Below are 21,876 nucleotides of genomic sequence, written 5' to 3'. Positions count from 1 at the left end.
GGCCCCTGTGACAGGGGCGTGTCAGTGGTACCGGCTCTCCGACGATCCGTCAATCATGCCCACAGGAGGGCGATTTCCCATGTCAGCGCGGTCTGCGCGGAGTTTCGCGGCGGCGGCCGACGGGCCTGCGAGGCGTCAGTGGGCTACACCTGTGGTCCCGGCCGCGGGCCCGCACACGGTGAGGTCCGTGGTGCCCCGCCCGTCCTCGGGCGCACCACGGACCACCGTCCCCGTCAGCGAGTGCCGACCGCCGCGCGGACGGCCCGGCGGGCCATCTGGCAGTCGTCGTGCAGCCGCCTGAGCAGCAGCCGCTGTTCCTCGCCGGACGGCGCAGCAGCCGGGGGAGCCGCACCCGGTGCCGCCGGGGTCGTGTCGTGCATCGATCGCTGCACGGCCGTCTCGTAGGTCCGGATCTCCCTGGTGAGGACGAGCATCAGGTTCACCAGGAAGGCGTCGCGCGAGGCAGGGCCGGCCGACTGCGCGATCTGGCTGATCTGCCGCCGGGCCACGGGCGCGTCGCCGAGCACCGACCACAGGGTGGCGAGGTCGTAGCCGGGCAGGTACCAGCCCGCGTGCTCCCAGTCGACCAGCACCGGACCGGCCGGGGACAGCAGCACGTTGTTCAGCAGCGCGTCACCGTGGCAGAACTGGCCCATGCCCTGCCGGCCCGCGCTGGTGGCGATGCCGTGCAGCAGCTTCTGGAGGTCGCCCATGTCCCGGTCGGTGAGCAGCCCCAGTTCATGGAACCGGGAGATGCGGGCCGCGTAGTCCAGGGGGGCGTCGAAGGTGCCCGCGGGCGGCCGCCAGGAGTTGAGCCGGCAGATCGCGCCCAGCGCCGCCCGGATGTCGGCGCGTGGCGGGGCCTCGGCGGGGTGGCGCTGGAGGGCCGCCACCCGGCCCGGCATCCGCTCGACGACCAGTGTGCAGTTGTCCGGGTCCGCCGCGATCAGCCGGGGCACCCGCACGGGCGGGCGGTGCCGGACGAACGAGCGGTAGGCAGCTATTTCGTGCCGGATGCGCTCGGCCCAGGCGGGCGAGTGGTCCAGTAAACACTTGGCGACGGCGGTGCTGCGACCGGTCGTGCCGACCAGGAGCACCGCCCGGCTGTTGCGGCGCAGCACCTGCACCGGAGTGAACTCCGGGCAGATCCGGTGCACCGCGGCGATCGCCGCGCGCAGCTGGGCGCCCTGGGGGCCGGACAAGTCGAGTCTCCCGCTGAGCGGTTGGCCGCCCGGTCCCGCGCCACGCCGCGCCCTGCCCGCGCCGAGCACGGGGGCGGCCGATCGCTGGGGGGCGAGGTAGGGGCCGCCGCCCGGCAGGGGGACTTCCCCCACTCGGGCCGTGCCCGGCGTCTGGGGACGCGGACGGAGCGACCGGGGCGGGGCGGACACGGAGGACGATGCTGCGTACATGGGCGATACAGATCCCTTCGTGAGCCCTACGACAACGCGCTGCCCGACCCGGTCGCGCGGGTGCACCCTGGGGAGTGCACCAGTTCCGGGGAACCGGCGACCGGGTCGGGGTGGCGCGTTCCTACCCGACACCCGGCGGCCCGTGGCACACCATCTGGCGCACCCTGGCGAACCCTGGCGAATAGTCGCCCGGCAACTCTCCAAGGGCTACGGTCAACTCAGCCGAGAACCTGGGGGCTTGACGTGAGCGGACAACCCAACACCCGCCTTTCGGACCTGTTCGGCCTGGCCGGCTGGTCCAAAGGCGAACTCGCGAGGCTGGTGAACCGGCAGGCGGTGGCCATGGGCCACCCGCAGCTGTCGACCGACACTTCGCGGGTGCGGCGGTGGATCGACATGGGAGAGATCCCGCGCGATCCCGTACCGCGGGTGCTGGCGGCCCTGTTCACCGAGCGTCTCGGCCGTGTCGTGACCATCGAGGACCTCGGTCTGGTCAGGCACGGGCGCGCGGGGAAACGGCAGGACGGCGGGATTCAGGAACATCCCGACGGTGTGCCGTGGGCGCCCGAGCGAACCGCCGCGGTCCTCACCGAATTCACGGGAATGGACCTCATGCTCAACCGACGCGGCTTGGTGGGCGCGGGTGCCGCGCTCGCCGCGGGATCCGCACTCAGCAGCGCCATGCACAACTGGCTGCACACCGATCCGGCCCTGTCCGCCGACGCTCCCGTCCTCGACAACCCCCTGCACGCCGACTCCGCCGGGTTCGACCGCTACGAGGCCGCCCCCATCGGGTCGCAGGAGATCGAGGAGCTCGAGCGCTCGGTGGAGGTGTTCCGGGCCTGGGACGCGGCCCGCGGTGGCGGGCTTCAGCGCAAGGCGGTGGTGGGCCAGCTCAACGAGGTGGGCGGCATGCTCGCCTACCACCACCCTCCTCATCTCCAGCGGCGCCTGTGGGGCGTCGCCGCCAACCTGGCCGTCCTCGCGGGCTGGATGTCCCACGACGTCGGCCTCGAACCCACGGCCCAGAAGTACTTCGTCATCGCCGCCCATGCGGCGCGTGAGGGCGGAGACCGGCCCCGGGCCGGCGAGGCGCTCTCCCGGGCGGCCCGTCAGATGGTGCACCTGGGCCGGCCGGGCGACGCGCTCGACCTGATGAAGCTGGCCCAGTCCGGCTCCGGCGAACGGGTGCTGCCGCGCACCAAGGCCATGTTCCACACCATCGAGGCCTGGGCGCAGGCGTCGATGGGCAAGGGGCAGGCGATGCGGCGCACCCTCGGCCGGGCGGAGGACCTCTTCGTCTCCGACAAGGCCGACGAGGCACCACCGTCCTGGATGCAGTTGTTCAACGAGGCCGACCTGTACGGCATGCAGGCCCTGGCCTACCGGACGCTGGCGGAGTTCGAGCCGGAGGCCGCCGTCCACGCCCGGCACTACGCGGACAAGGCGCTGGCCCTGCGGGTCGACGCGCAGGAGCGGTCGAAGATCTTCGACTTCCTCTCCATGGCCTCGGCCTGCTTCATCGCCGACGATCCCGAGCAGGCGGACAGCTTCGCCCGGCTCGCCCTGGTGTCGATGGGGCAGAACTCCTCCCGCCGCACCTGGGACCGGCTGCGCCAGATGTACCGGCTCACCGCCGAGTACGCCGAGTACCCGAAGATCCAGGACCTGCGCGAGGAGATCCGGCTGGCGCTGCCGAGGACGGCGAAGGGCAGGGGAGGCACCACGGCACCGGCGTAGGGGCCTTGGGCCCAGCCGGGGCGTTCCCCGGCCTTTCTCGAGGCTGTTGTACGAGGCGCCGTACGGTCACGCGCCGACGCACACGGCACGGCTCACCGTGCCGGTCTCACGCGCGGTCCGGCAACTCCGGTGTCACGTCTCGACCTTGGCGAGCAGCACGCAGGCGTCGTCCTCGCGCGCGCCCTCGCCGAACTCCTCCACGACCTCCCGCACACAGTCCTGCGCGGTGGCCGCCGCGTCCAGGCGTGGGGCCAGGCCGAGGAGACGTCGCACGGAGGCGTCCTCGTCCTCGCCCGGCACCAGTCCGGCGGTGTGCAGCAGCAGGACGTCGCCCGGTTCCAGCGTCACCTCGGCCTCGCCGTAGGAGGCACCCGGGGTCGCGCCGAGCAGGACTCCGTCCGGTGCGTCCAGCCGGCGTCCCGTCCCGCCGCGGAACAGCAGCGGGGCGGGGTGTCCGGCGCGCGCCCACACCAGGGTGCGGGTCGCGGGACGGTAGCGGCAGCACACGGCGCTGCCCATGGCGGGCTGCACGGTGGCGTCCAGGAGCTGGTTCAGCCAGGACAGCAGCGGGCCCGGGCCGGTGCCGGCCATCGCCATGCCGCGCACCGCGCCCAGCAGCATCGCCACGCCCGAGGCGGCGGCGACGCCCTGGCCGGTGAGGTCACCGACGCTCAGCAGGGTCTCGCCGTCGGCGAGTTCGAGGGTGTCGTACCAGTCGCCGCCGAGCGGGGTCCGGGTGGCGGGCGGCAGCCGGTGCGCGGCCAGGTCCAGGGCGGGCCGTCCCCGGTGCGGGAGCCGCAGGGCGCCGCGCCACGGGGGGAGCACGGCCTCCTGCAGCTCGACCGCCAGCCGGTGCTCGGTCTGCGCCCGGTGCCGCTGGCGCTGGAGCGAGTCACGGGTCTCGCTCACGGCGCGCTGGCTGCGGCGCAGCGCGCTGACGTCGCGCAGCACCGCCCACATCGAGGCGGTGCCGCCGTCGCCGTCGAGCACGGGCTCGCCCATCATGTGCACCGTCCGGACGTCGCCGTCCGGGCGCACGATCCGGAACTCGCCGTCGATGCGCCGGGCGTCGACGAGGCAGTCCGTGACCATCGTGGTCAGCAGGGGCCGGTCCTCGTCGTGGACCAGGGACGGCAGTTCGTCGAGGGTGAGCGGGGGAGCGGCGGGGTCGCGGCCGAGGATCTCGTACAGCTCGCCGGACCATCTGGCCACGTCCGTCAGGAGGTTCCACTCCGCGCTGCCGACCCGGCTGAGCAGCGACTCGCCCCCCGGTTCGGCGGCGGGCGCCGGCGCGGGCACGGTCTCCTCGGCGGGTGCCTCGGGTCCGTCGCGCAGTTGCGCGAGATGCTCGTCGAGGTCGTGGAGCTGGTGCAGGGCGAGGTCGTACAGCGCGCGCTGCCAGCGGTCCTGGGGGTCCGATCCGTCGCCCGGTACTTCCCGCCGCACCGCGTCCACGTCGCCCCGCAGCCGCCGGGTCTGCGTGATCAACGCATCGACCGTGCCGCGTCCTGGCGGCTGGGCGGCTGGGCGGTTCGCGGAGAGATGGGGTGGCATGACGCACTCCGGAAGGGCGGGACGGTACGGCCAAGGTTGTGGGGGAGGGACCGCTACGACTGTTGCACAGCCCGCGACGCCCTGTAAGGGATTTGGCAACACACGATACGGTGGTGCTTCTGGCATATGCCAGGGTCTACCCGGAGGGGTCCCCGCACGCCTTTCGCCTACCTCGCCCGAAGGGGTAAGTCGTAGGAAGCGTACGCGACTTGACGCAGTGTCGGGCGTCCGTCCGAGGGGGTCTGTCCATGAGTGCGACGCCCCTTTGTTCTAGGTCGCGGGGGTGTTGAGGAGCCTGTGACGCAGGTCACATCAATTCTTTGTGTGATGGGCGTAATGCAAACGCCCCCTGCGGGGTCGTAACTGCGTGCCGGAACACCGGCCGAGTCCCGCCCGCAGGAGGCCGCCCATGGACATCACCCTCGAACAGCCCGCCCGTGCCCGGCTGATCACCGCCGACGAACTGGAGGTCCCGGTCCCCGCCACCCTGCGGTACGACTCCGGCGACCCGCTGGCGGTCCAGATCGACTTCCCGCCCGAGGTGTCCCTGGAGGGCGAGGGCGTCACCTGGACCTTCGCCCGCGCACTGCTGGCCGACGGCCTGGAGGGCCCGGCCGGCAACGGGGACGTGCACATCTGGCCCTGCGGCCGGGCCCGTACGGTGCTTGAGTTCCACTCGCCCTACGGCATGGCCCTGCTCCAGTTCGACACCGCCGCCCTCGGCCGGTTCCTGGTGCGCACCTACGCGGTCGTGGGCGCGGGGTGCGAGGACCTCGGCGAGGCCGTCGACCGCGGCCTGGACGCGCTGTTCGACGAGGTGTGAAGGGCGCTCCGGCGGACCGCGCGGCCGGTCACCCGTACAGCGCCGGACGCGGGGCCAGGCCGACGGCCACCCGGGTCCCGCTCTCCTGCGCCCGTACCCCGGCCTCGGCGACCACGGAGGCCGCGTAGCCGTCCCAGGCGCTGGGTCCCGTGACCCGGCCCCGCCGGGTGGCGTCCACCCAGGCCTGCACCTCGCGGTCGTAGGCGTCGGCGAAGCGCACCAGGTAGTCCTGCGCCACCTCCTCGCGCGCCGTGCCCGCCGAGGTGACCAGCATGCCGTGGCCCTCGCCGATCCGGGCGCTGCCCGCCTCGCAGACGGCCTCGCAGCGCACCTGGTAGCCGAAGCCGCAGTTGACGAACACCTCCACGTCCACCAGGGCGCCGTCCTCGGTCTCGAACAGCACGAACTGCGGGTCCAGCAGCCCCTCGGGAGCACCGGACGAGGGGCGCGGGCGCAGTACCGTCACCGCGGTCAGCTCCTGGCCCAGCAGCCAGCGCGCGGCGTCGATCTCGTGCGTGACGGAGCTGTCGATCAGCATCGCGGAGGTGAAGTCCGGCGGCGAGGACACGTTGCGGTGCACACAGTGCAGCATCAGCGGCCGCCCGAGCCGTCCCTCGTCCAGCACGGCCTTGAGCCGCCGGTACTCGGCGTCGTAGCGCCGCATGAACCCGATCTGCACCAGCCGCCGCCCGAGCCGGGCCTCGGCCTCCAGCACCCGGAGCGCGCCCTCGGAGCCCGGCACCATCGGCTTCTCGCACAGCACCGGCAGCCCGCGCGCGAACGCGGCCAGCAGGGCCTTCTCATGGGCCTCGCCCGGCGAGGCGATCAACACCGCCCGCACTCCGGGCGCGTCGAGCGCGGCCTCGGCCTCCGCGTGGACCTCGGCCCCGGAGATGCCCGCGAGGGCCTGTTGGGCGCGGGCGACGTCAGGGTCGGCCACCGCGGCGACCCTGGCGCCGCTCACCACCTGGTCCAGGCGTCGTATGTGGTCGGCTCCCATGTGTCCGGCGCCCAGTACCGCCACACCCAGCAGGTCACTCACGTCCGCACTCCCTCGTCGCAGCCCGTCCCGCCGTAGCGTAGGCCGCGGCGGGAGGGGCGGGGGACGAGGGTCCGCGCGAGGGCGGGGGCGGACGGTCAGTAGCGCAGCACGCCGGCGATACCGCCGGCCTCGCCGAGCATCCCGTCCGGGACGAAGCGGACCTCGGCGCCGGTCTCCAGGCACTGCTCGACGATCTCGTCGACGATGTCCTCGCGCGCGTCCAGGTCGCCGCTGAGCGCCGGGATCAGATGGTCGCCGTCGTCGCGCACGGTGATCCGGTAGTTCTCCTCGACGGCCAGCAGCCGCACCCGGGCCTCCCGGGCGTTCTGCCAGACCTCGTCGACGCCGGCCGCGAACTCCCGGCGCCCGCGGGCCGATTCCAGCTCGCCGGCCACCCGGTCGGTGCCGCGCTTGGTCTCCTCCTCGACCATCGGGCGCAGCGCCTGCCAGACCGCCTCCGCGCCGGCGTGCGCCAGTCCGCCGCGCGGCACCTGGACGGCGTCGCGGGTGTGCAGGCCCATCTCGTCGAGCGCGGACAGCGCCGCCGGCTCGCCGGTGACGTAGACCGGGCGCGGGGCCGCGCGCAGGATCGCGCCGAGGGCCGTGTCGGCGTCGCGCAGGAAGCGCCGGGTGGCCTCGTCGCGGAAGGTGCTCGGGTTGTCGCCGATGCGCTCACGGCGCTCGGGGTCGAAGTTCTCCTCCGCCCGGACGAGCGGGAAGCCTCCGGTGTGCTCCTCGACGACCCGGTCGGCCCCGCCGTTCCACAGCGTGACGCGGTCGGCGGCGACGGACAGCGCCCAGAAGGGCTGTTCGGCCGCCTGGGCGGAGACCAGGTTGCGGGTGAGGAAGGTGTCGGCGAGCACCACGCGTTCGGGAACCTCCCGGGCGAGCGACCACACCTGGTGCTCGCCGGGAGCCGCGAAGATCACCAGGCCGTCCTCGGCGTGGGCGAGGTCGACCTCGGCGAGGGCCCGGTCGAGATGGGTCACCACGTCGTTGCGGCGCTCCCGGGTGACCGAGGGATCGGCCTCCAGTTGGCGCTTGGCCTCGGCCACCACGTTGCGCAGGCGGACCGGGTCCTGGGCGTTCTCGGGCTCGCGGCGATGCGTCGGGGTGAGCACCGACACCGCGGGGTAGGGGCGCGGGCGCCGCAGTTCGCTGAGGATCGTGGGGGTGAGTGCGTGCTCCATGACAGCACCATAGGTCCAATTCTCTTGTCGGGCATTCGGGGCAATCCGCCTGCACTGTCACGGCTGTTGCGGCCGCTCAGCGGTCCTCGTCGGAGCCGCAGGAGCTGCCGTCGGCCGGCAGGGAGCCGTGGAGCAGGAAGTCGTCGACCTTGCGGTGCACGCAGGTGGAGGAGCCGTAGCCGGTGTGCCCCTCGGAGCGGTTGTCGAGCACCACCGCCGAGGAGCCGAGCCGTTCGGCGGTCTCCACCGTCCAGCGGTACGGCGTCGCGGGGTCGCCGCGCGTGCCCACGAGCAGCATCTTGGGCGTGTCGACGTCCTTGACCCGCTCGCGGATGAAGTCGGTGCCCTTGGGCCGGCCGTGGCACATCAGCACCTGGGTGAGCCGGTAGGTGCCGAAGACCGGTGAGGCACGCTCGTAGTCGGCGCGCAGCCGGGCCAGGTCACGGGTGACCTGGTCGGCCGTCGGGCGGTCGGGATCGTCCGCGCAATTGACCGCCATCAGCGCCGCGGGGAGGTTGTCCAGCGGGATGTCCTCCTCGTTCACGAGCGTGCCCTCGGTCCCCTCCCCGGTCCTGGAGCGCACCGGCAGCGGCAGGGCGAAGCCGCCGCCCCCGAAGCTCTCGATCGCACGTGTGTCGCCGTCCTCCACCAGGGAGGCCAGCGCCCGCTCCAGCGACGGCCACAGATCCTCGCTGTACAGCCCCTGCCCGAGCGCCCCGACCAGGTCCTGGCCGCTGAACGGCCCGCCGAAGGCGGTGGGCACCGGGTCCTCGTCGAGCGAGCGCACCAGACTCACCATGTCCTCACGGGCGGTACGCGCGTCCTGCCCGAAGGGGCAGGCGATGTCCCGCACGCACCAGGCGAGGAACGACTCCAGCGCCGTCTGCTGCCCCTTGGCCCCGGCGATCCCCTGCTCGCCCAGCGGCTCGGTCAGTGTGTCCACGCCGTCCAGGACCAGCCGGCCGACCTTGTCCGGGAACTGCGCCGCGTACACCGCGCCGAGCCGGGTCCCGTAGGAGAAGCCCAGGTAGTTCAGCTTCTTGTCGCCCAGGGCCTGGCGGATGACGTCGAGGTCGCGCGCGACGTTCACCGTGCCGATGTGCGGCAGGACCGGGCCCGAGTGCTCGGCGCAGTCCGCCGCGATCTGCCGCAACTCCCTCAGCACCGCCTGCGGATCATCGAGCGGGTCGCTCTCGGTCCCCTCCTCCTCCGGCGCCTCGAAGTCCCCGTCGCCACAGCTCACCGGGAAGGACCGGCCGACTCCGCGCGGATCGAAGGAGACGACGTCGTAGCCCTCGGCGAGGTCCATGAACTCCTCGCCTCCATAGGCGAGTTCGTGCACTCCGGAGCCGCCGGGGCCGCCGAAGTTCAGCACCACCGAACCGTGCGAGTCGCCGGTGGCGCGGTAGCGGGCGAGCGCCAGCTCCAGGGTGCCGGCGCGCGGGTGGGCGTAGTCCAGGGGGACGGTGACCTTGCCGCACTGGAGGTCCTCCGGCCGGTCCGCGGGCTCGCCCCCGCACGCCTTCGCCGACCAGGAGATCTTCTGGTCGTAGAAGCGCGCCAGGCCGGGGTCGTCCTCGTCGGCCGTCGCGGTCGGGAGTCCCGCGCACAGCAGGACCAGCCCCGCGGCGCCGGTGAGCGCCCGGTGCCGGAGCGAGGCCCGCCGGTCGGACAGCTTGGTCGGCATCGGTCCCTCCTGCCGGGGACGGGAGCGGGGCCCGCAGGGCCTTGCGGACGGCCCCTCGGGCCCGTCCGGCGAATTCCCGCCTGCCCTGCGACACCTGGCAGGCAGGCTCTAGCTCACGATAAGCGGCCCCGCGCGAAGCCGCCTGCGGGCGGGCGGGGCGCGGCGGGCGGCCGGGAGCTGCCCGCCATGTGTTCCCCTCGGCCGTGTGTGACGGCTGTTCGATCTTCTACCGCTGTTCGGTGCTCACGGCACTCGATGGGGTGAAAGAGCGTTTGGCCATAACCCCACCGGTCCGCCCGCGTTCTACCGGGTGCGGGCGAGTGCCCGTGTCCATGTCTGGAAGGCAGGGAACCTATGAGACGGGTTACCCGAAACGGCGTCATCGCCGTCGTCGCCGCCTCCGGCGCGATGGCCGCGGCGGGAGCCGCGCACGCCGACTCCGCGGCCGACGGGACCGCGGCCGGCTCGCCCGGCGCGGTCTCCGGCAACAGCATCCAGCTCCCGGTGCACATCCCGGTCAACGCCTGCGGCAACACCGTGAACGTGGTGGGACTGCTCAACCCGGCCGCGGGCAACGCCTGCGCCAACGCCTCCGGCCCCGCGCACCCGGCCGGCCCGCCCTCCGGCGCCGCCGCGGGCGGCGACACCGAGGGCTCACCCGGCATGATCTCCGGCAACGGCGTCCAGTTGCCGGTCGAACTGCCCGTCAACCTCAACGGCAACTCGCTGAACGTGGTCGGCATCGGCAACCCGGCCCTCGGCAACGAGTCCGTGAACACCCCCGGCCGGCCGCAGCCCCCGGTGAAGCCCGAGCAGCCGGTGGAGCCCGAGCGCCCCACCCAGGCGGAGAGGCCCAGCCCGCCGAGGTCCCACCGCGGCACCCCGCCGGCCCCCGAGCACGACCCGGCCGGGAGCAGCGCGCTGGCCCACACCGGCACCGACGCGACCCTGCCCGCCGCCGCGGCCGGCGCCCTGCTGCTCGGCGGTCTCGCCCTGCACCGCGGATTCCGCCGCCGGGCGACGGACTGACCGGGGTCCCGGCCGAAGACCCCACCGGCCCCCGCCCGGTGGGGCTCCGCACACCGTGCGCCGACCCGGGCACCGGCGTACCGCACACCGTGCACCGCGCCGGACACCGGCGTACGCTCGTAGATGCGGCTAGGTGTACGACGGCGTGGTCCCGATCATGAGCAGTCTCATCGAGGATTACGCCCTCCTCAGCGACCTGGAGACCGCCGCGATGCTCGGCGGCGACGGCTCGGTCGACTGGCTCTGTCTGCCACGCTTCGACTCGCCCGCCTGTCTGGCGGCCCTGGTGGGCACGGCCGGCAACGGATTCTGGCGTGTCGCCCCGCGCGGCAGCCGAGGCCCCTGCACCCGCCGCTCCTACCGGCCCGACACCCTGGTGCTGGACACCGAGTGGGAGACCGTCTCCGGCAGCGTCCGCGTCACCGACTTCATGCCGCCGCGCGCCCAGGACCCCTGCCTCGTCCGCGTCGTCGAGGGCCTCACCGGCACCGTGACCGTACGCAGCGAACTGCGGCTCCGCTTCAACCAGGGCCGCGTCCTGCCCTGGACCCGCGATGAGAGCGGCCGCTGCCGGGTCGCGGTCGCAGGACCCGACGCGGTCTGGCTGGGCACCGACGGCCCCGGGAACCCGGGGCCCGGCACCGGCGGCGTCCCGCCGCGCGCCGAGGGACCGGGCGCCATGTGGCAGGCGACCGACGAGACCGGCGCGAAGTGGCCCACCGCCGAGGGCGCGTTCCCCGACCGCGGCGAGGACGGCTCCACCGTCACCGACCTCGTCGTCCCCGCGGGCCGCCGGGTCGCCCTGACCCTGGCCTGGACGCCCTCGCACCGCACGACCGCGCCCGGCGTGCTCTGCGTCCCCGCCGACACCGCCCTGAAGGAGACCGCCGACTTCTGGCGGCACTGGGCCGCGCGATGCCGCTATCAGGGCCCGTGGCGCGAGGCCGTCGTCCGCTCGCTGATCACCCTCAAGGCGCTGACCCACGCCCCCGCCGGCGGCATCGTCGGCGCTCCCACCACCTCACTGCCCGAGCGCCTCGGCGGCGACGGCAACTGGGACGACCGCCTGTGCCGCCTGAACGGCTCCTCCTTCACGCTGTCCTGTCTGCTGCGCAGCGGCTACCGCGAAGAGGCGGCCGCCTGGCTCGGCTGGCTGGTCCGCGCCGTCGCCGGGGACCCCGCCCACCTCCAGAACGTCTACGGCGTCGCCGGGCAGCGCCTGTTGTCCGAGACCGAGGCCCCCTGGCTGTCCGGCTACGAGGACTCGACGCCCGTACGCTTCGGCACCGCCGCCACGGGCCGGCGCCGGCTCGACGCCTACGGCGAGGTCCTGGACGCCTTCTGGCAGTCGCTGCGGGCCGGCATCGGCCTGCCCCCGCACACCTGGAGCCTGGTCAGGGCGCTGATGGACGACGTCGGCGCGCACTGGCGCGAACCCGACCGGGACCGCCGGTGGCACGGCCCGGCACGGCAGTCCGTCCACTCCAAGGTGATGGCCTGGGTGGCCGCCGACCGGGCCGTCGCGCTCGGGCCGATGCTCGGCGCCGAGGTGCCGGACGCCTGGCGCGTCCTGCGCGACCAGGTGCGCGCCCAGGTTCTCGGCGAGGGCCACCGCTCCGGCCCGCGCTCCTTCGTGCAGGCCTACGGCAGCGACCGGCTGGACGCCTCCTCCCTGCTGCTGCCCGCGCTGGGCTTCCTGCCCGCCCGCGACCCCCGGATGCGCGACACCGTCCAGGCCCTGGGCGCCCTGGAGCACGGCGGCTTCCTGCGCGAGGGCACGCCGGACGCTCCGGCCGGCGCGAGTTCCCCGGCCGACGGCCGCGCGGCGCCCTCGGTGGCCTGCACGCTGTGGTACGCCGACGCCCTCGCCGCGCTCGGCGAGACCGGCCGGGCCCACGACACCTTCGAACGGGTCCTGGCGGCCCGCAACGACCTCGGGCTGCTCGCCGCCCGCTGGGACCCCGACGCCCATCGCCAGCTCGGCAACGCCCCGTCCGCGGTCAGCCATGTCGCGCTGGTCAGGACCGCGTTCGCACTGCGCGACGTGCCCGCGCCGTGAGCAGCACCATCCCGGTGTCGCCGTAGTCGGGCAGCGTCGGGTCGGCGTCGATCCGGGTCACCGCCAGCTCCTCGGTCAGCGGCGCGAACACCTCGGTGACCGAGTCGGGGTCGACCGGGCAGCCCGGCCAGCGCGTGGCCGGCCCGATCCGGTAGGTGGGCATGTTCTCCATGAACGCCGCCACCAGATAGCCGCCCGGCGCCACACTCCGCACGAACAGCCCGCAGAACGCGGCGAACTCGGCGTAGTCCTCCGTGGCGCCCTCCGCCACGAAGTGCATCGACGCCAGCCCGTACCGCCCCGGCTCCAGGTCCCGGACGTCGGTGTGGACCACGCTCACCCCGGCCAGCGAGGCCGCGAGCGTCGACGGGATCTGCGGGTTCAGCTCCCGGCACAGCGCGTGGAAGGGCAGCCAGCTCGCCTCCGGCGCGCACAGCAGCTGCCGCTCCAGATAGGCCACGTTGCTCGCACCCGTCTCCACCGCGTCGATCCGGCGGCAGGCGCCCGAGGCGAGGATCAGCGGGTACAGGTTCGGCCCCGCGCCGAACTCCACCGCGTGCTCCACGCCCCCGCGCGGCAGACGGCGGTAGAAGGCCGAGTGGTGCGCGATGACCGCGGCGTCCGAGGGATGCAGATCCCGGTAGTTCTCGGCGAGGTAGTCCGCAACCGGCCAGCTGTCCCAGTCCACGTCGTCGTTGTGCGTCATGTCGCTCACCCAGGTCGTCCGGCTCGCGCGCGCGGTGCGTGTGCGGTACGTCGCCATCGCCCTGCCCCCTCACCCTCGGGCCGTCGTCCGCAGCGGGAAGCGCTCCGCCAGCCGGGTCAGAGTCCCGTTCAGCCGCTCGATGTCGCTGTCCGAGTTCAGAGCGGTGACCTGGATGCGGAACCCCACCCGGTCCCGCGGTACCAGCGGATAGGCCGCCAGCGTCACATAGATGCCCGACTGCCACAGGAAGGCGCCCACGTCGTCGAGGTCGTCCGGCTCGGCCAGCGGCACCTCGATGATGGGCAGCCGGTCGCGGTTCAGGGTGGCCACCCCGAGCGCCTCCAGATGCTCCAGCACCCGTGTCGTCTTGCGGTACAGATCGGCCCGGATCACGTCGCCCCGCCGCTCGTTGACGTCCAGCCCGGCCAGCGCGGTGGCCAGCGAGGCCGTGGGCGAGGGACCCGAGTACAGATACGGCCCCGCCGCGACCTTCAGCCGCTCCTTCAGGTCCGTGGGCAGCGCGAGGAACGCCAGCAGCGACGAGTACGCCTTCGAGAAGCCGCCGACCAGCACGAGCCCGTCGTAGGACTCGTCGGTGTGCCGCACCACGCTGTTGCCGCGCGCGCCGTAGGGGCACAGCTCCGCCGGATCGCGCTCGCCGATCACGCCGAAGCCGTGGGCGTCGTCGACGTAGAGCGTGGCGTCGTACGCCCGGCACACCTCGGCGAGCGCGGGCAGGCCGGGGATGTTGCCGCTCATGCTGTTGACGCCGTCCAGGCACACCAGGCGCGGCGCGTCGGTCCGGGCGGCGGACAGCATCCCGGCCAGCTCGTCGGTCCGCTCGCCGTGGAAGCGGCGCAGGGTGGCGCCCTGGGAACGGGCCGCGACACAGCCGTCGTAGATGGTCTTGTGCGCGGTCGCCTCCACGAAGACGGTGCCCTGCTCGGCCAGGACCGGGATCACCGAGGAGTGGATGAGCGTGATGGTCGGCAGCAGCAGGGTGTCCGGAGCCCCCAGCAGATCGGTCAGCCGCTCCTCGATCTGCGGGTACAGCAGCGGGCTGCCCAGCAGCCGGGACCAGCTCGGGTGGGTGCCCCAGGCGCGTACCGCCGGTTCGACCGCGGCGATGATCTCCGGCTCCCAGTCGAAGCCGAGGTAGTTGCAGGAGGCGTAGTCGATCAGCCAGTGGTCGCCGCTGCGGATGTGCCGGCCCCGCACCTCGTCGAGCACCGCGTCGCTCATCGGGCTGGTGCGCCGCAGATGCTCCAGGCCCGACACCCGGACCGGGGGGCGCGGCGCGGGCGGGTCGTCCTTCGGAACGAGGCCGGGAGGACGGGTGTCGGGAGTGGGGGTGTCCGGCGTCGGCGTTTCCGGGGTGGGGGTGTCCGGGGTGGGGGTGCCGTCGCCCTCGGCGCGGGAGTCGTCCGCGGAGCCGGGGCCGGTGCTCGGGCCGGAGCCGGCGGCGAGGGCGGAACCGGAGCCTGCCTTCGAGCCGGAGGGGGCATCGGAACCGGAGCCGGGAGCGGAGGCCGTGCCGGAGGCGCCGATGGCCCGGCCGCTGGTGTCGAGGAGCACGCGTTCGCTCTGCTCCACCGTCATCGGCCGCGCGAACAGGAACCCCTGCCCGAACCGGCAGCCCATGCCCGCCAGCAGATCCCGCTGCCCGGGATCCTCGATGCCCTCGGCGATCACCTGGAGGCCCAGGGTGTCGGCGATCCGCACGATCCCCTCGACCAGGGCGACCTGCTGTGCGTCATGGGTGATGTCGTCGATGAAGCTCTTGTCGATCTTCAGCACGTCGATCGGGAAGTCCCGCAGATAGCGCAGCGAGGAGAAACCGGTGCCGAAGTCGTCGACCGCGATGTGCACGCCCAGTTCCTTCAGCGAGGACAGCACCGACTGGATCTGCGCGTCGTGCCGCAGCAGCACCGTCTCGGTCAGCTCCAGCTGGAGCGTGCCGGGCGCGAGACCGGGCGTGCGCAGTGCCTGTGCCACCTGGTCCAGGAAGCCGATGTCCCGGAACTGCCGGGCGGAGACGTTGACACTGACGTACGGCGGGTCGCCCGGCCCGGGCAGCCGCTGGAGCCCGGCGATGTCGTGGACCGCGTTCTGCAGCACCCAGGAGCCCAGCACCGCGATGTGGCCGGTCTCCTCCGCGATCGCGATGAACTGCTCCGGCGCCACCGGCCTGCGGGTGCCGTCGGGCCAGCGCACCAGCGCCTCGAAGCCGACCACCTCACCGGCGGTGATGTCCACCACCGGCTGGTAGCGCAGCGCGAACTCCCGGCCCGCGACGGCCTGCGCCAGCCGGCTCTGCAGGTCGTGCCGCTCCACCATGCGGGTGTGCAGCATCGGCTGGAACCGCCGCCACTGCCGTTTGCCGGCCGCCTTCGCCGCGTACAGCGCCAGGTCGGCGTGGCCGAGCAGCTCCTCGGCGTCGGTGCTGTCGCGGGCGGTGGCCACGCCCACGCTGGCGGACACGGTGACCTTCTCGTCGGCGAGGTCGAAGGGCCTGCTGAGCGTCTGCACCACCTGCGCGGCGAGCAGTTCGGCGTCCAGCGGGCGGCGGGCGTCCTCCATCAGCACCGCGAACTCGTCGCCGCCGAGGCGTGCCGCGGTGTCGCTGCGGCGCAGCATCGCGGAGAGCCGGCCGGCCACGGCGATCAGCAGATGGTCGCCCGCCGAGTGCCCCATCGTGTCGTTGACCAGTTTGAAGTCGTCCAGGTCGATGAAGAGCAGACAGGTCAGCGAGCCCTCGCGGCGGCTGCGCAGCAGGGCGCGCTCGATGCGCTCGAGCAGCAGGGTGCGGTTGGGCAGGCCGGTCAGCGAGTCGTGGAACGCGCGCTGCGTCAGCTCGTGCTCCAGCCGCCGCTGCTCGGTGACGTCCCGCAGGGTGATCACCAGCCCGGCGACGGTGCGCTCGTCGCGGAAGTCGCTGCACCGGACCTCCACCTCGACCCGGTCCTCGCCGCGCCGCACCCACCAGTGGTCGTGGGCGTTGCGCGGCCCGTTCTCCCGGACCGAGGTGAGTTCCCGCGCCGCCCGCCGCCGGTCGCGGGGGTCCAGCAGGTCGGGCAGCGGACGGCCCGCGAGGTCGGCCGTACCGAAGACGGACGACGCCGACGGGCTGGCGTATCTGATCCGGTCGTCGTCCTCCAGGATCAGGATGACGTCGGAGGCGTTGCGCACGAGGGTGCGGAAGTAGGCCTCGCTCTCCCGGCGGACGACCTCCTGGCGCAGCACGACCCGCTCCAGGGCGAGGCCCGCGTGCGAGGCGAGGATCTCCAGCGACCGCCGGGTCTCTGTGAGCTGCCGGGCCGGGCCCGCCACCAGCAGGACGCCGCGCGCCTGCTCGGCGGCCCGCTCCCGCGGGGTCAGGGGGCACACCAGCGCCGCCTCCAGACCGCCGACCTCCCCGGCGAGGTCCTGGCCCGGCCCGATGTGGTCAGGCCGCAGCAGCCGCGGGGCGTGGAGCCCCAGCTCGACGGCCCGGTCCGCGGGCAGCAGCACCGTGCGGTGCACCACGTCCGGACCGAGCAGGGTGTCGACCGCTCCCTCGCAGGACCGGGCGACCTCCTCGGGCCGGACCGCCGACACCAGCGAGGCGGCCGCCCCCCGCAGGGCGTGCTCACGGTCCACGGCCCTGCGGTGGGCCACGACCATGACCGCGAGGCGCAGGAAGACGAGCAGGAAGAGCACGCCGGAGAAGGCGGCGATGATCGGCGCGTGCCGGGCCGTGTCCGTCAGGCCCTCGATCAGCAGTATGGCCGGCGCGATCAGCGTGGCCAGGGCGAGCAGCACCAGCCTGCGCGGCAGCGGCAGCAGCGACTCCCTGCGGGGCACCGGTGCCGTCAGCTCGACCATGGACGGGTGCAGCGCCGCAAGGCCCCAGGCCGTGTAGAAGATGATCCACCCGGCGTCCAGTGCCGTGCCCGTCTGCCAGCTGGAGTTCAGCTGGACCAGGCCGTAGAGGATGTCGAAGCCGAGCAGTGTGGCCGTGCCGAGGACCAGCAGCTGCACCGAACGGTTGGGCCCGGTCAGCGGGCCGCGGATCAGCAGATGGGCCAGCAGCGCGAGGACGAGCACGTCACCGAGGGGGTAGGCGACGCTGATGGCCTTCTGCTGCCAGGTCAGGCCCTCCAGCTCCGACTGCGGCTGGACCAGGAACAGCCACACGGGCAGGGCCAGGCCCGCGGTGACGATCAGGGAGTCGAGCAGACCTGCCAGGTCGTGCCCGGAGGAGCGGTAGCGCACCAGTCCGGACAGTCCGATCGCGAACAGCGGATAGGTGACCAGATAGCAGGCATCCGCGGGGGACGGGAACGGGTTGGAGGCGCCGAAGTATTCCTCGACCGTGTTGTAGTACGTGTCGCCCAAGATGAAGATCAGCAGTCCGGCCGCGAGCACCCACCAGGGCCAGCTGTGGACGGGGCGGTGGATCAGGGTTCCGGTGGCGACGGCGGCCGCGCCGGCCAGCCCGATCGTCCCGTACACGATGACGAAGGCACTGGGCACCGTCAGATAGACGGTCGTCAGGATCGCGATCAGCGCGACGTAGGCGGCCATGAGCCGCTGGGGCGGCAGCAAGGGCGGTCGCCTCCTCGTGGGGGCGGGCGCCGGGCCGTCTGCCTGGTCCGGACTGATCTCGATCGTAGGCATCGCGGGCGCGCGCCTGCATCTCGTGGGGATCAGGGACCGCTGCCGGGCGCGGCCGCGAGGACGGCGTCCACGCCGGGGAACGTCCACGTCATCCGACTACTCCTTAGTGCTCGGGCGCCGTGCGGAACCGGCGTAGCCGCGCGGGTTGAGCTGCTGGAAGTGCCAGGCGTCACGGCACATCGAGAACAGGTCCCGTGTCGGGCGCCAGCCCCAGGCACGGTCCACCGCGCTCGCGTCGGCGACGAGTTCGGCCACGTCCCCGGGGCGTCGGCCGACGATCTCGTACGGGATCGCGCGGCCGGAGGCGGACCGGAAGGCGGCGACCACGTCCAGCACCGAACTGCCCGTCCCGGTCCCGATGTTGAAGACCTGCATGCCGGGTGCGTCGCGGAGATGGTCCAGAGCCACCCGGTGCGCGTCCACGGTGTCCATGACGTGCAGATAGTCACGGATCGCGGTGCCGTCGGGGGTGGGGTAGTCGTCGCCGAACACCCGGAGCCGCTCCCGGCGCCCCACCGCGACCTGGGCGATGTAGGGCATGAGGTTGTCGGGCGTGCCGCCCGGGTCCTCGCCGAGCAGGCCGCTGGGATGGGCGCCGACCGGGTTGAAGTAGCGCAGGCAGAGCACCACGAACTCCGGCCAGTGCCGGCACACGTCCGCCAGGATCTGCTCGCACAGCCACTTGGAGCGCGCGTAGGGGTTGGTGGGCCGGGCCGGGGTCGACTCGTCGAGAGGGCCGCCGCCGGCCTCGCCGTAGAGCGAGCAGGACGAGGAGAACACCAGTCGGCGGACGTTGTGCTCGAGCATCGCGTTGAGCAGGGCGGTGGTCCCGCCGACGTTGACGTCGTAGTACGGGACGGGCATCCGGGTCGACGCGCCGACGGCCTTGTGCGCGGCGAAGTGCACGACGGCGTCCACGGAGTGTCGGTCGAAGACGGCCGAGAGGGCGCGCCGATCACGGATGTCCAGCTCGTAGACGGCGCCGACGAAACGGCCGGCGATCCGTTCCACCCGGGTCAGGACCTGGGGGGAGCTGTTGGTGTAGTCGTCGACCACGATCACCTCGTAGCCGTGGTCGAGCAGTTCGACGCAGGCGTGGCTGCCGATGAAACCGGCGCCGCCGGTGACCAGGACCGTCGACGGAGCGTCGTTCGCCCCCGTGCGGTCGTAGGTCCTCCGGTTGTCCATCGCGCTCACCGGCCCCGGGGCGCCGCCGCGTGCCCCGGCTGTCCCCGGGCCGGGCACGCGGCGGCCGGGGTGGGCTCCGCGGGGGCGCCGGTCGCGGCGGACGCGAACGGCAGAGCGGGGATCGCGACGCCGGAGCCGACCCGGCGCACCCGCGGAGCGGGAGATGGCTCAGTGCGCGTCATGACGGACGCTCCTGCGCGTGGGGCTGTACGCTGACGGGGTATGTTTACGACGTATATGTACGACTCTGCGCCCCTTTGGGGCCTGCGTCAAGCCGTACGCCGACCGGATCGCCCTGGATCGTCCGGATCAGTCGGTCAGGCCGCCCTCGCGCCCGAAGCAGCGGTTCATCAGCGTCCGCACCTCGGGCACCAGCTCCGGGACAGGGCCCACCACCGTCACGCCGGGGGCCACCTCGTTGATCGGCAGCGTGCGCACCGGGGGCGCGGGGACGTCCAGCTCGCTCAGCCAGTCGCCGATCTGCGCCGAGGACGCCACGTACACGATCCTGCCGAGGCCCACCCAGGCGTGCGCCGCCGCGCACATCGGGCAGTGCTCGCCCGAGGTGTACACCGTCGCCCCCGCGCGCTCACCGGGGGTCAGGTGCTCGGCGGCCCAGCGGGCGAGCGCGAACTCCGGATGCCGGGTGCGGTCGCCGTCGGCCACCCGGTTGCGGTCCTCGGCCAGAACCCGGCCGTCCGCGCCGACCAGCACCGACCCGAACGGCTCGTCGCCGGCCTCCACGGCCTCGGCCGCGAGCTCCACACACCGCCGCAGATGAGCCAGCTCACCCTCCACCACCATGCTCCACCTCTTCTCGCCCCAAGATCGCCCCACCCACCCTAGATCGACCACGCCGGTCTCGAGGGCGCGGGGAACCGCGCGACCGGCCACGGACGACCCGCACCGCTCGGACGGCAGTCCCCAGGGAGGGGCGCGGGGAACTGCGCGACCGGCCACGAACGACCTGCACCCACCCGACGACAGCCGCCTGAGGAAGCGCTTCCAATTTGCGTTGCGCGAGGCGATGGACACTGCTGGAGTGACGCCCATGGATCATGCGACGGTACTGCGCGAACACGACCGCCAACTGCGCGAGCACGCCCGCCCCGACGGCCCCGATGCGCGCGTGGAGCGATCCGGCCCCGTGGTGCGCCAAGTGTCCTCCGCACTCGGCTGGAACGGCGTCCTGTGGTCCGCCCTGGACGCGGCCGGAGCCGATGCCGCCATCGCCGAACAGGTGGCGTACTACAGCGACCTGGGCCGCGAGTTCGAGTGGAAGGCGTACGGCCACGACGAGCCGGCCGACCTGGGGAGCAGGCTTCTCGCGGCGGGGTTCACCGCCGAGCCCGAGGAGACGGTGATGGTCGCCGAGACGGCCGCGCTCGACCTCGACGGGCGGGTGCCGGACGGCATCCGGGTGGTGCGCGTGACCGACGCGGCGGGCGTCGAGCAGGTGGCCGAGGTCCACGAGAAGGCCTTCGGTGCGGACGCCTCCCGGCTGCGCCACCGCATGCTCGCCCAGCTCGCCACCACGCCCGACACGGTGCTGGCGGTCCTCGCGCTGGCCGGGGACGAGCCGGTCAGCTCGGCCCGTATGGAACTCGTGCCGGGCACCGACTTCGCCGGGCTCTGGGGCGGCGGGACGGTCGGGGCCTGGCGCGGCCGGGGCATCTACCGCTGCCTGGTCGCCCATCGCGCGCGGGCCGCCCTCGAGCACGGCTACCGCTACCTCCAGGTCGACGCCTCCGACGACAGCCGTCCGATCCTCGGGCGCCTGGGCTTCGCCCCGCTGACGACGACCACGCCGTACGTCTGCACGCCCTAGCGGGGGCGCCACCGCACGTCCGCGGCCGGGTGAGGGGCCGGTCCGCCTCGCGCGGACCGGCCCCTCACCCTTCGAGCCACTCCTCCCCGCGGTCTACGGCTGAGGCGTGCTCTTGGCCGCCGTGGCGGCGCAGAGCATCCCCAGCACCAGGGCCAGGCCGCCGATGATGACGTTGTTCAGGATCACGCCCGCGTCGGGGCTGTCGCCGACGATCCACGGCGAGACGATCATCCACGCGCCCAGCGCGCACATCGCCCAGCTGAGGCCGTACATGCGTTCGGGGGCTCGGGTGAAGCCCAGGGCCAGCACCGCGATGGCGAGGCCCACGATCAGGTTGTGGACCACCAGGTCGGGCTGGCTGGTGGTGTAGTGGACGATCCACGGCGATACGGCGCAGTACAGGCCGAGCAGGAACACCGGCCCGTCCACGAGCGCCACATCACGACCGCCGAGCATGCGGGCGTACCTGGCCCGCATTTCGGAGACATCGGGGTGAGTCGTCATGTCACCCCTGGGATGCGAGACGTTGGCCATGACTCGTCTCCTTTGACTCGCAGGCCGACCGCGTCTGAGGCGGTATGCGGACAACAGCCGCGTATCTGCATTCTGCGCTTATATCGCCTTTATGTGTAGAGGTGGCGGCAGTGCGGGCCGCTGCCCGTCGCCGCTGCGGACGGCGAGGCGCGGCGACCTCGGACGAGGCGCGCGACAGGGTGGCGTGTACGCGGCAATCCCGGGCATCCGCAGGGCAGGAGGGTGTCCGTCTCCGACCGGGAGGTGTCCGCGGCTGTGAGCGCGAAGGTACTGGAACGGTTTCCCGCGGGAGCGCCGCGCGGATCGTGGCCGGCCGAGGAGTACGCGGCCCGCCTGCGTGCCGAGGGCGAGCCCGCCACCGTGGTGATGGATCTGGAGTCCGACTCCTTTCTCGTCGTGGTCGCCACCGGCGAGAGGGTCTGAGA

General features: G+C 73.3%; 17 protein-coding genes. 6 read left to right on the top strand and 11 right to left on the bottom strand.

Annotated features, from left to right (window positions below):
* Positions 1 to 233: 233 nt before the first annotated feature.
* Positions 234 to 1,412, bottom strand: coding sequence for an aminoglycoside phosphotransferase family protein (locus tag ACZ6SQ_RS24690; RefSeq protein ID WP_469565645.1), 1,179 nt, complete (start codon positions 1,410 to 1,412; stop codon positions 234 to 236).
* A gap of 243 nt (positions 1,413 to 1,655) precedes the next feature.
* Between ACZ6SQ_RS24690 and ACZ6SQ_RS24685 the strand changes: the two genes are divergently transcribed.
* Entirely contained in the window at positions 1,656 to 3,152 is a 1,497-nt protein-coding gene (locus tag ACZ6SQ_RS24685) for a DNA-binding protein NsdB (RefSeq protein ID WP_469565642.1), read from the top strand.
* A 132-nt stretch (positions 3,153 to 3,284) separates the two neighbouring features.
* On the opposite strand, the gene ACZ6SQ_RS24680 is transcribed toward ACZ6SQ_RS24685, so the two are convergent.
* The gene (locus ACZ6SQ_RS24680; RefSeq protein ID WP_469565639.1) at positions 3,285 to 4,706 is read right to left on the bottom strand and encodes a PP2C family protein-serine/threonine phosphatase; all 1,422 of its coding nucleotides are present in this window, start codon (positions 4,704 to 4,706) and stop codon (positions 3,285 to 3,287) included.
* A gap of 409 nt (positions 4,707 to 5,115) precedes the next feature.
* Between ACZ6SQ_RS24680 and ACZ6SQ_RS24675 the strand changes: the two genes are divergently transcribed.
* On the top strand, positions 5,116 to 5,529 hold the full coding sequence (locus tag ACZ6SQ_RS24675) for an SsgA family sporulation/cell division regulator (protein WP_469565637.1): 414 nt from the start codon (positions 5,116 to 5,118) through the stop codon (positions 5,527 to 5,529).
* Between the two features lie 28 nt (positions 5,530 to 5,557).
* On the opposite strand, the gene ACZ6SQ_RS24670 is transcribed toward ACZ6SQ_RS24675, so the two are convergent.
* The 3 genes from ACZ6SQ_RS24670 to ACZ6SQ_RS24660 all read right to left on the bottom strand — a co-directional run bounded on the left by ACZ6SQ_RS24670 (position 5,558) and on the right by ACZ6SQ_RS24660 (position 9,448).
* The gene (locus ACZ6SQ_RS24670; RefSeq protein ID WP_469565635.1) at positions 5,558 to 6,571 is read right to left on the bottom strand and encodes a Gfo/Idh/MocA family protein; all 1,014 of its coding nucleotides are present in this window, start codon (positions 6,569 to 6,571) and stop codon (positions 5,558 to 5,560) included.
* 95 nt (positions 6,572 to 6,666) lie between these two features.
* Entirely contained in the window at positions 6,667 to 7,761 is a 1,095-nt protein-coding gene (locus tag ACZ6SQ_RS24665; RefSeq protein WP_469565633.1) for a baeRF3 domain-containing protein, read from the bottom strand.
* 76 nt (positions 7,762 to 7,837) lie between these two features.
* Complete coding sequence (locus tag ACZ6SQ_RS24660) at positions 7,838 to 9,448, bottom strand: alpha/beta hydrolase (RefSeq protein WP_469565632.1); 1,611 nt, start codon at positions 9,446 to 9,448, stop codon at positions 7,838 to 7,840.
* 354 nt (positions 9,449 to 9,802) lie between these two features.
* Here ACZ6SQ_RS24660 and ACZ6SQ_RS24655 point away from each other — a divergent pair, with 354 nt between their 5' ends.
* The gene (locus tag ACZ6SQ_RS24655) at positions 9,803 to 10,477 is read left to right on the top strand and encodes a chaplin (RefSeq protein WP_469565631.1); all 675 of its coding nucleotides are present in this window, start codon (positions 9,803 to 9,805) and stop codon (positions 10,475 to 10,477) included.
* Positions 10,478 to 10,634: 157 nt separating this feature from the next.
* On the top strand, positions 10,635 to 12,536 hold the full coding sequence (locus tag ACZ6SQ_RS24650; RefSeq protein ID WP_469565629.1) for a glycoside hydrolase family 15 protein: 1,902 nt from the start codon (positions 10,635 to 10,637) through the stop codon (positions 12,534 to 12,536).
* Here the strand turns inward: ACZ6SQ_RS24650 and ACZ6SQ_RS24645 are convergent.
* The 5 genes from ACZ6SQ_RS24645 to ACZ6SQ_RS24625 form a co-directional block, all read right to left on the bottom strand.
* Positions 12,496 to 13,242: a class I SAM-dependent methyltransferase gene (locus ACZ6SQ_RS24645; RefSeq protein ID WP_469565627.1), complete on the bottom strand. Its 747-nt coding sequence runs from the start codon at positions 13,240 to 13,242 to the stop codon at positions 12,496 to 12,498. The two genes, ACZ6SQ_RS24650 and ACZ6SQ_RS24645, sit on opposite strands and share 41 nt — an antisense overlap.
* Positions 13,243 to 13,311: 69 nt before the next feature.
* Positions 13,312 to 17,808, bottom strand: coding sequence for an aminotransferase class I/II-fold pyridoxal phosphate-dependent enzyme (locus tag ACZ6SQ_RS24640; RefSeq protein ID WP_469565811.1), 4,497 nt, complete (start codon positions 17,806 to 17,808; stop codon positions 13,312 to 13,314).
* A gap of 189 nt (positions 17,809 to 17,997) precedes the next feature.
* On the bottom strand, positions 17,998 to 19,089 hold the full coding sequence (galE, locus tag ACZ6SQ_RS24635) for a UDP-glucose 4-epimerase GalE (protein WP_469565625.1): 1,092 nt from the start codon (positions 19,087 to 19,089) through the stop codon (positions 17,998 to 18,000).
* A gap of 5 nt (positions 19,090 to 19,094) precedes the next feature.
* Positions 19,095 to 19,271, bottom strand: coding sequence for a hypothetical protein (locus ACZ6SQ_RS24630; protein ID WP_469565623.1), 177 nt, complete (start codon positions 19,269 to 19,271; stop codon positions 19,095 to 19,097).
* A gap of 127 nt (positions 19,272 to 19,398) precedes the next feature.
* On the bottom strand, positions 19,399 to 19,893 hold the full coding sequence (locus ACZ6SQ_RS24625; RefSeq protein ID WP_469565619.1) for a nucleoside deaminase: 495 nt from the start codon (positions 19,891 to 19,893) through the stop codon (positions 19,399 to 19,401).
* Between the two features lie 247 nt (positions 19,894 to 20,140).
* Here ACZ6SQ_RS24625 and ACZ6SQ_RS24620 point away from each other — a divergent pair, with 247 nt between their 5' ends.
* Positions 20,141 to 20,917: a GNAT family N-acetyltransferase gene (locus ACZ6SQ_RS24620; protein ID WP_469565616.1), complete on the top strand. Its 777-nt coding sequence runs from the start codon at positions 20,141 to 20,143 to the stop codon at positions 20,915 to 20,917.
* Between the two features lie 93 nt (positions 20,918 to 21,010).
* On the opposite strand, the gene ACZ6SQ_RS24615 is transcribed toward ACZ6SQ_RS24620, so the two are convergent.
* The gene (locus ACZ6SQ_RS24615; RefSeq protein WP_469565612.1) at positions 21,011 to 21,451 is read right to left on the bottom strand and encodes an SPW repeat protein; all 441 of its coding nucleotides are present in this window, start codon (positions 21,449 to 21,451) and stop codon (positions 21,011 to 21,013) included.
* Between the two features lie 255 nt (positions 21,452 to 21,706).
* Between ACZ6SQ_RS24615 and ACZ6SQ_RS24610 the strand changes: the two genes are divergently transcribed.
* On the top strand, positions 21,707 to 21,874 hold the full coding sequence (locus ACZ6SQ_RS24610) for a hypothetical protein (protein WP_469565609.1): 168 nt from the start codon (positions 21,707 to 21,709) through the stop codon (positions 21,872 to 21,874).
* Positions 21,875 to 21,876: the final 2 nt, after the last annotated feature.

It is taken from the genome of Streptomyces sp. NPDC048600 (genome assembly GCF_055587025.1).
Note: the sequence above shows the minus strand (reverse complement) of the source record. Positions and strands in the feature narration are given on the sequence as shown.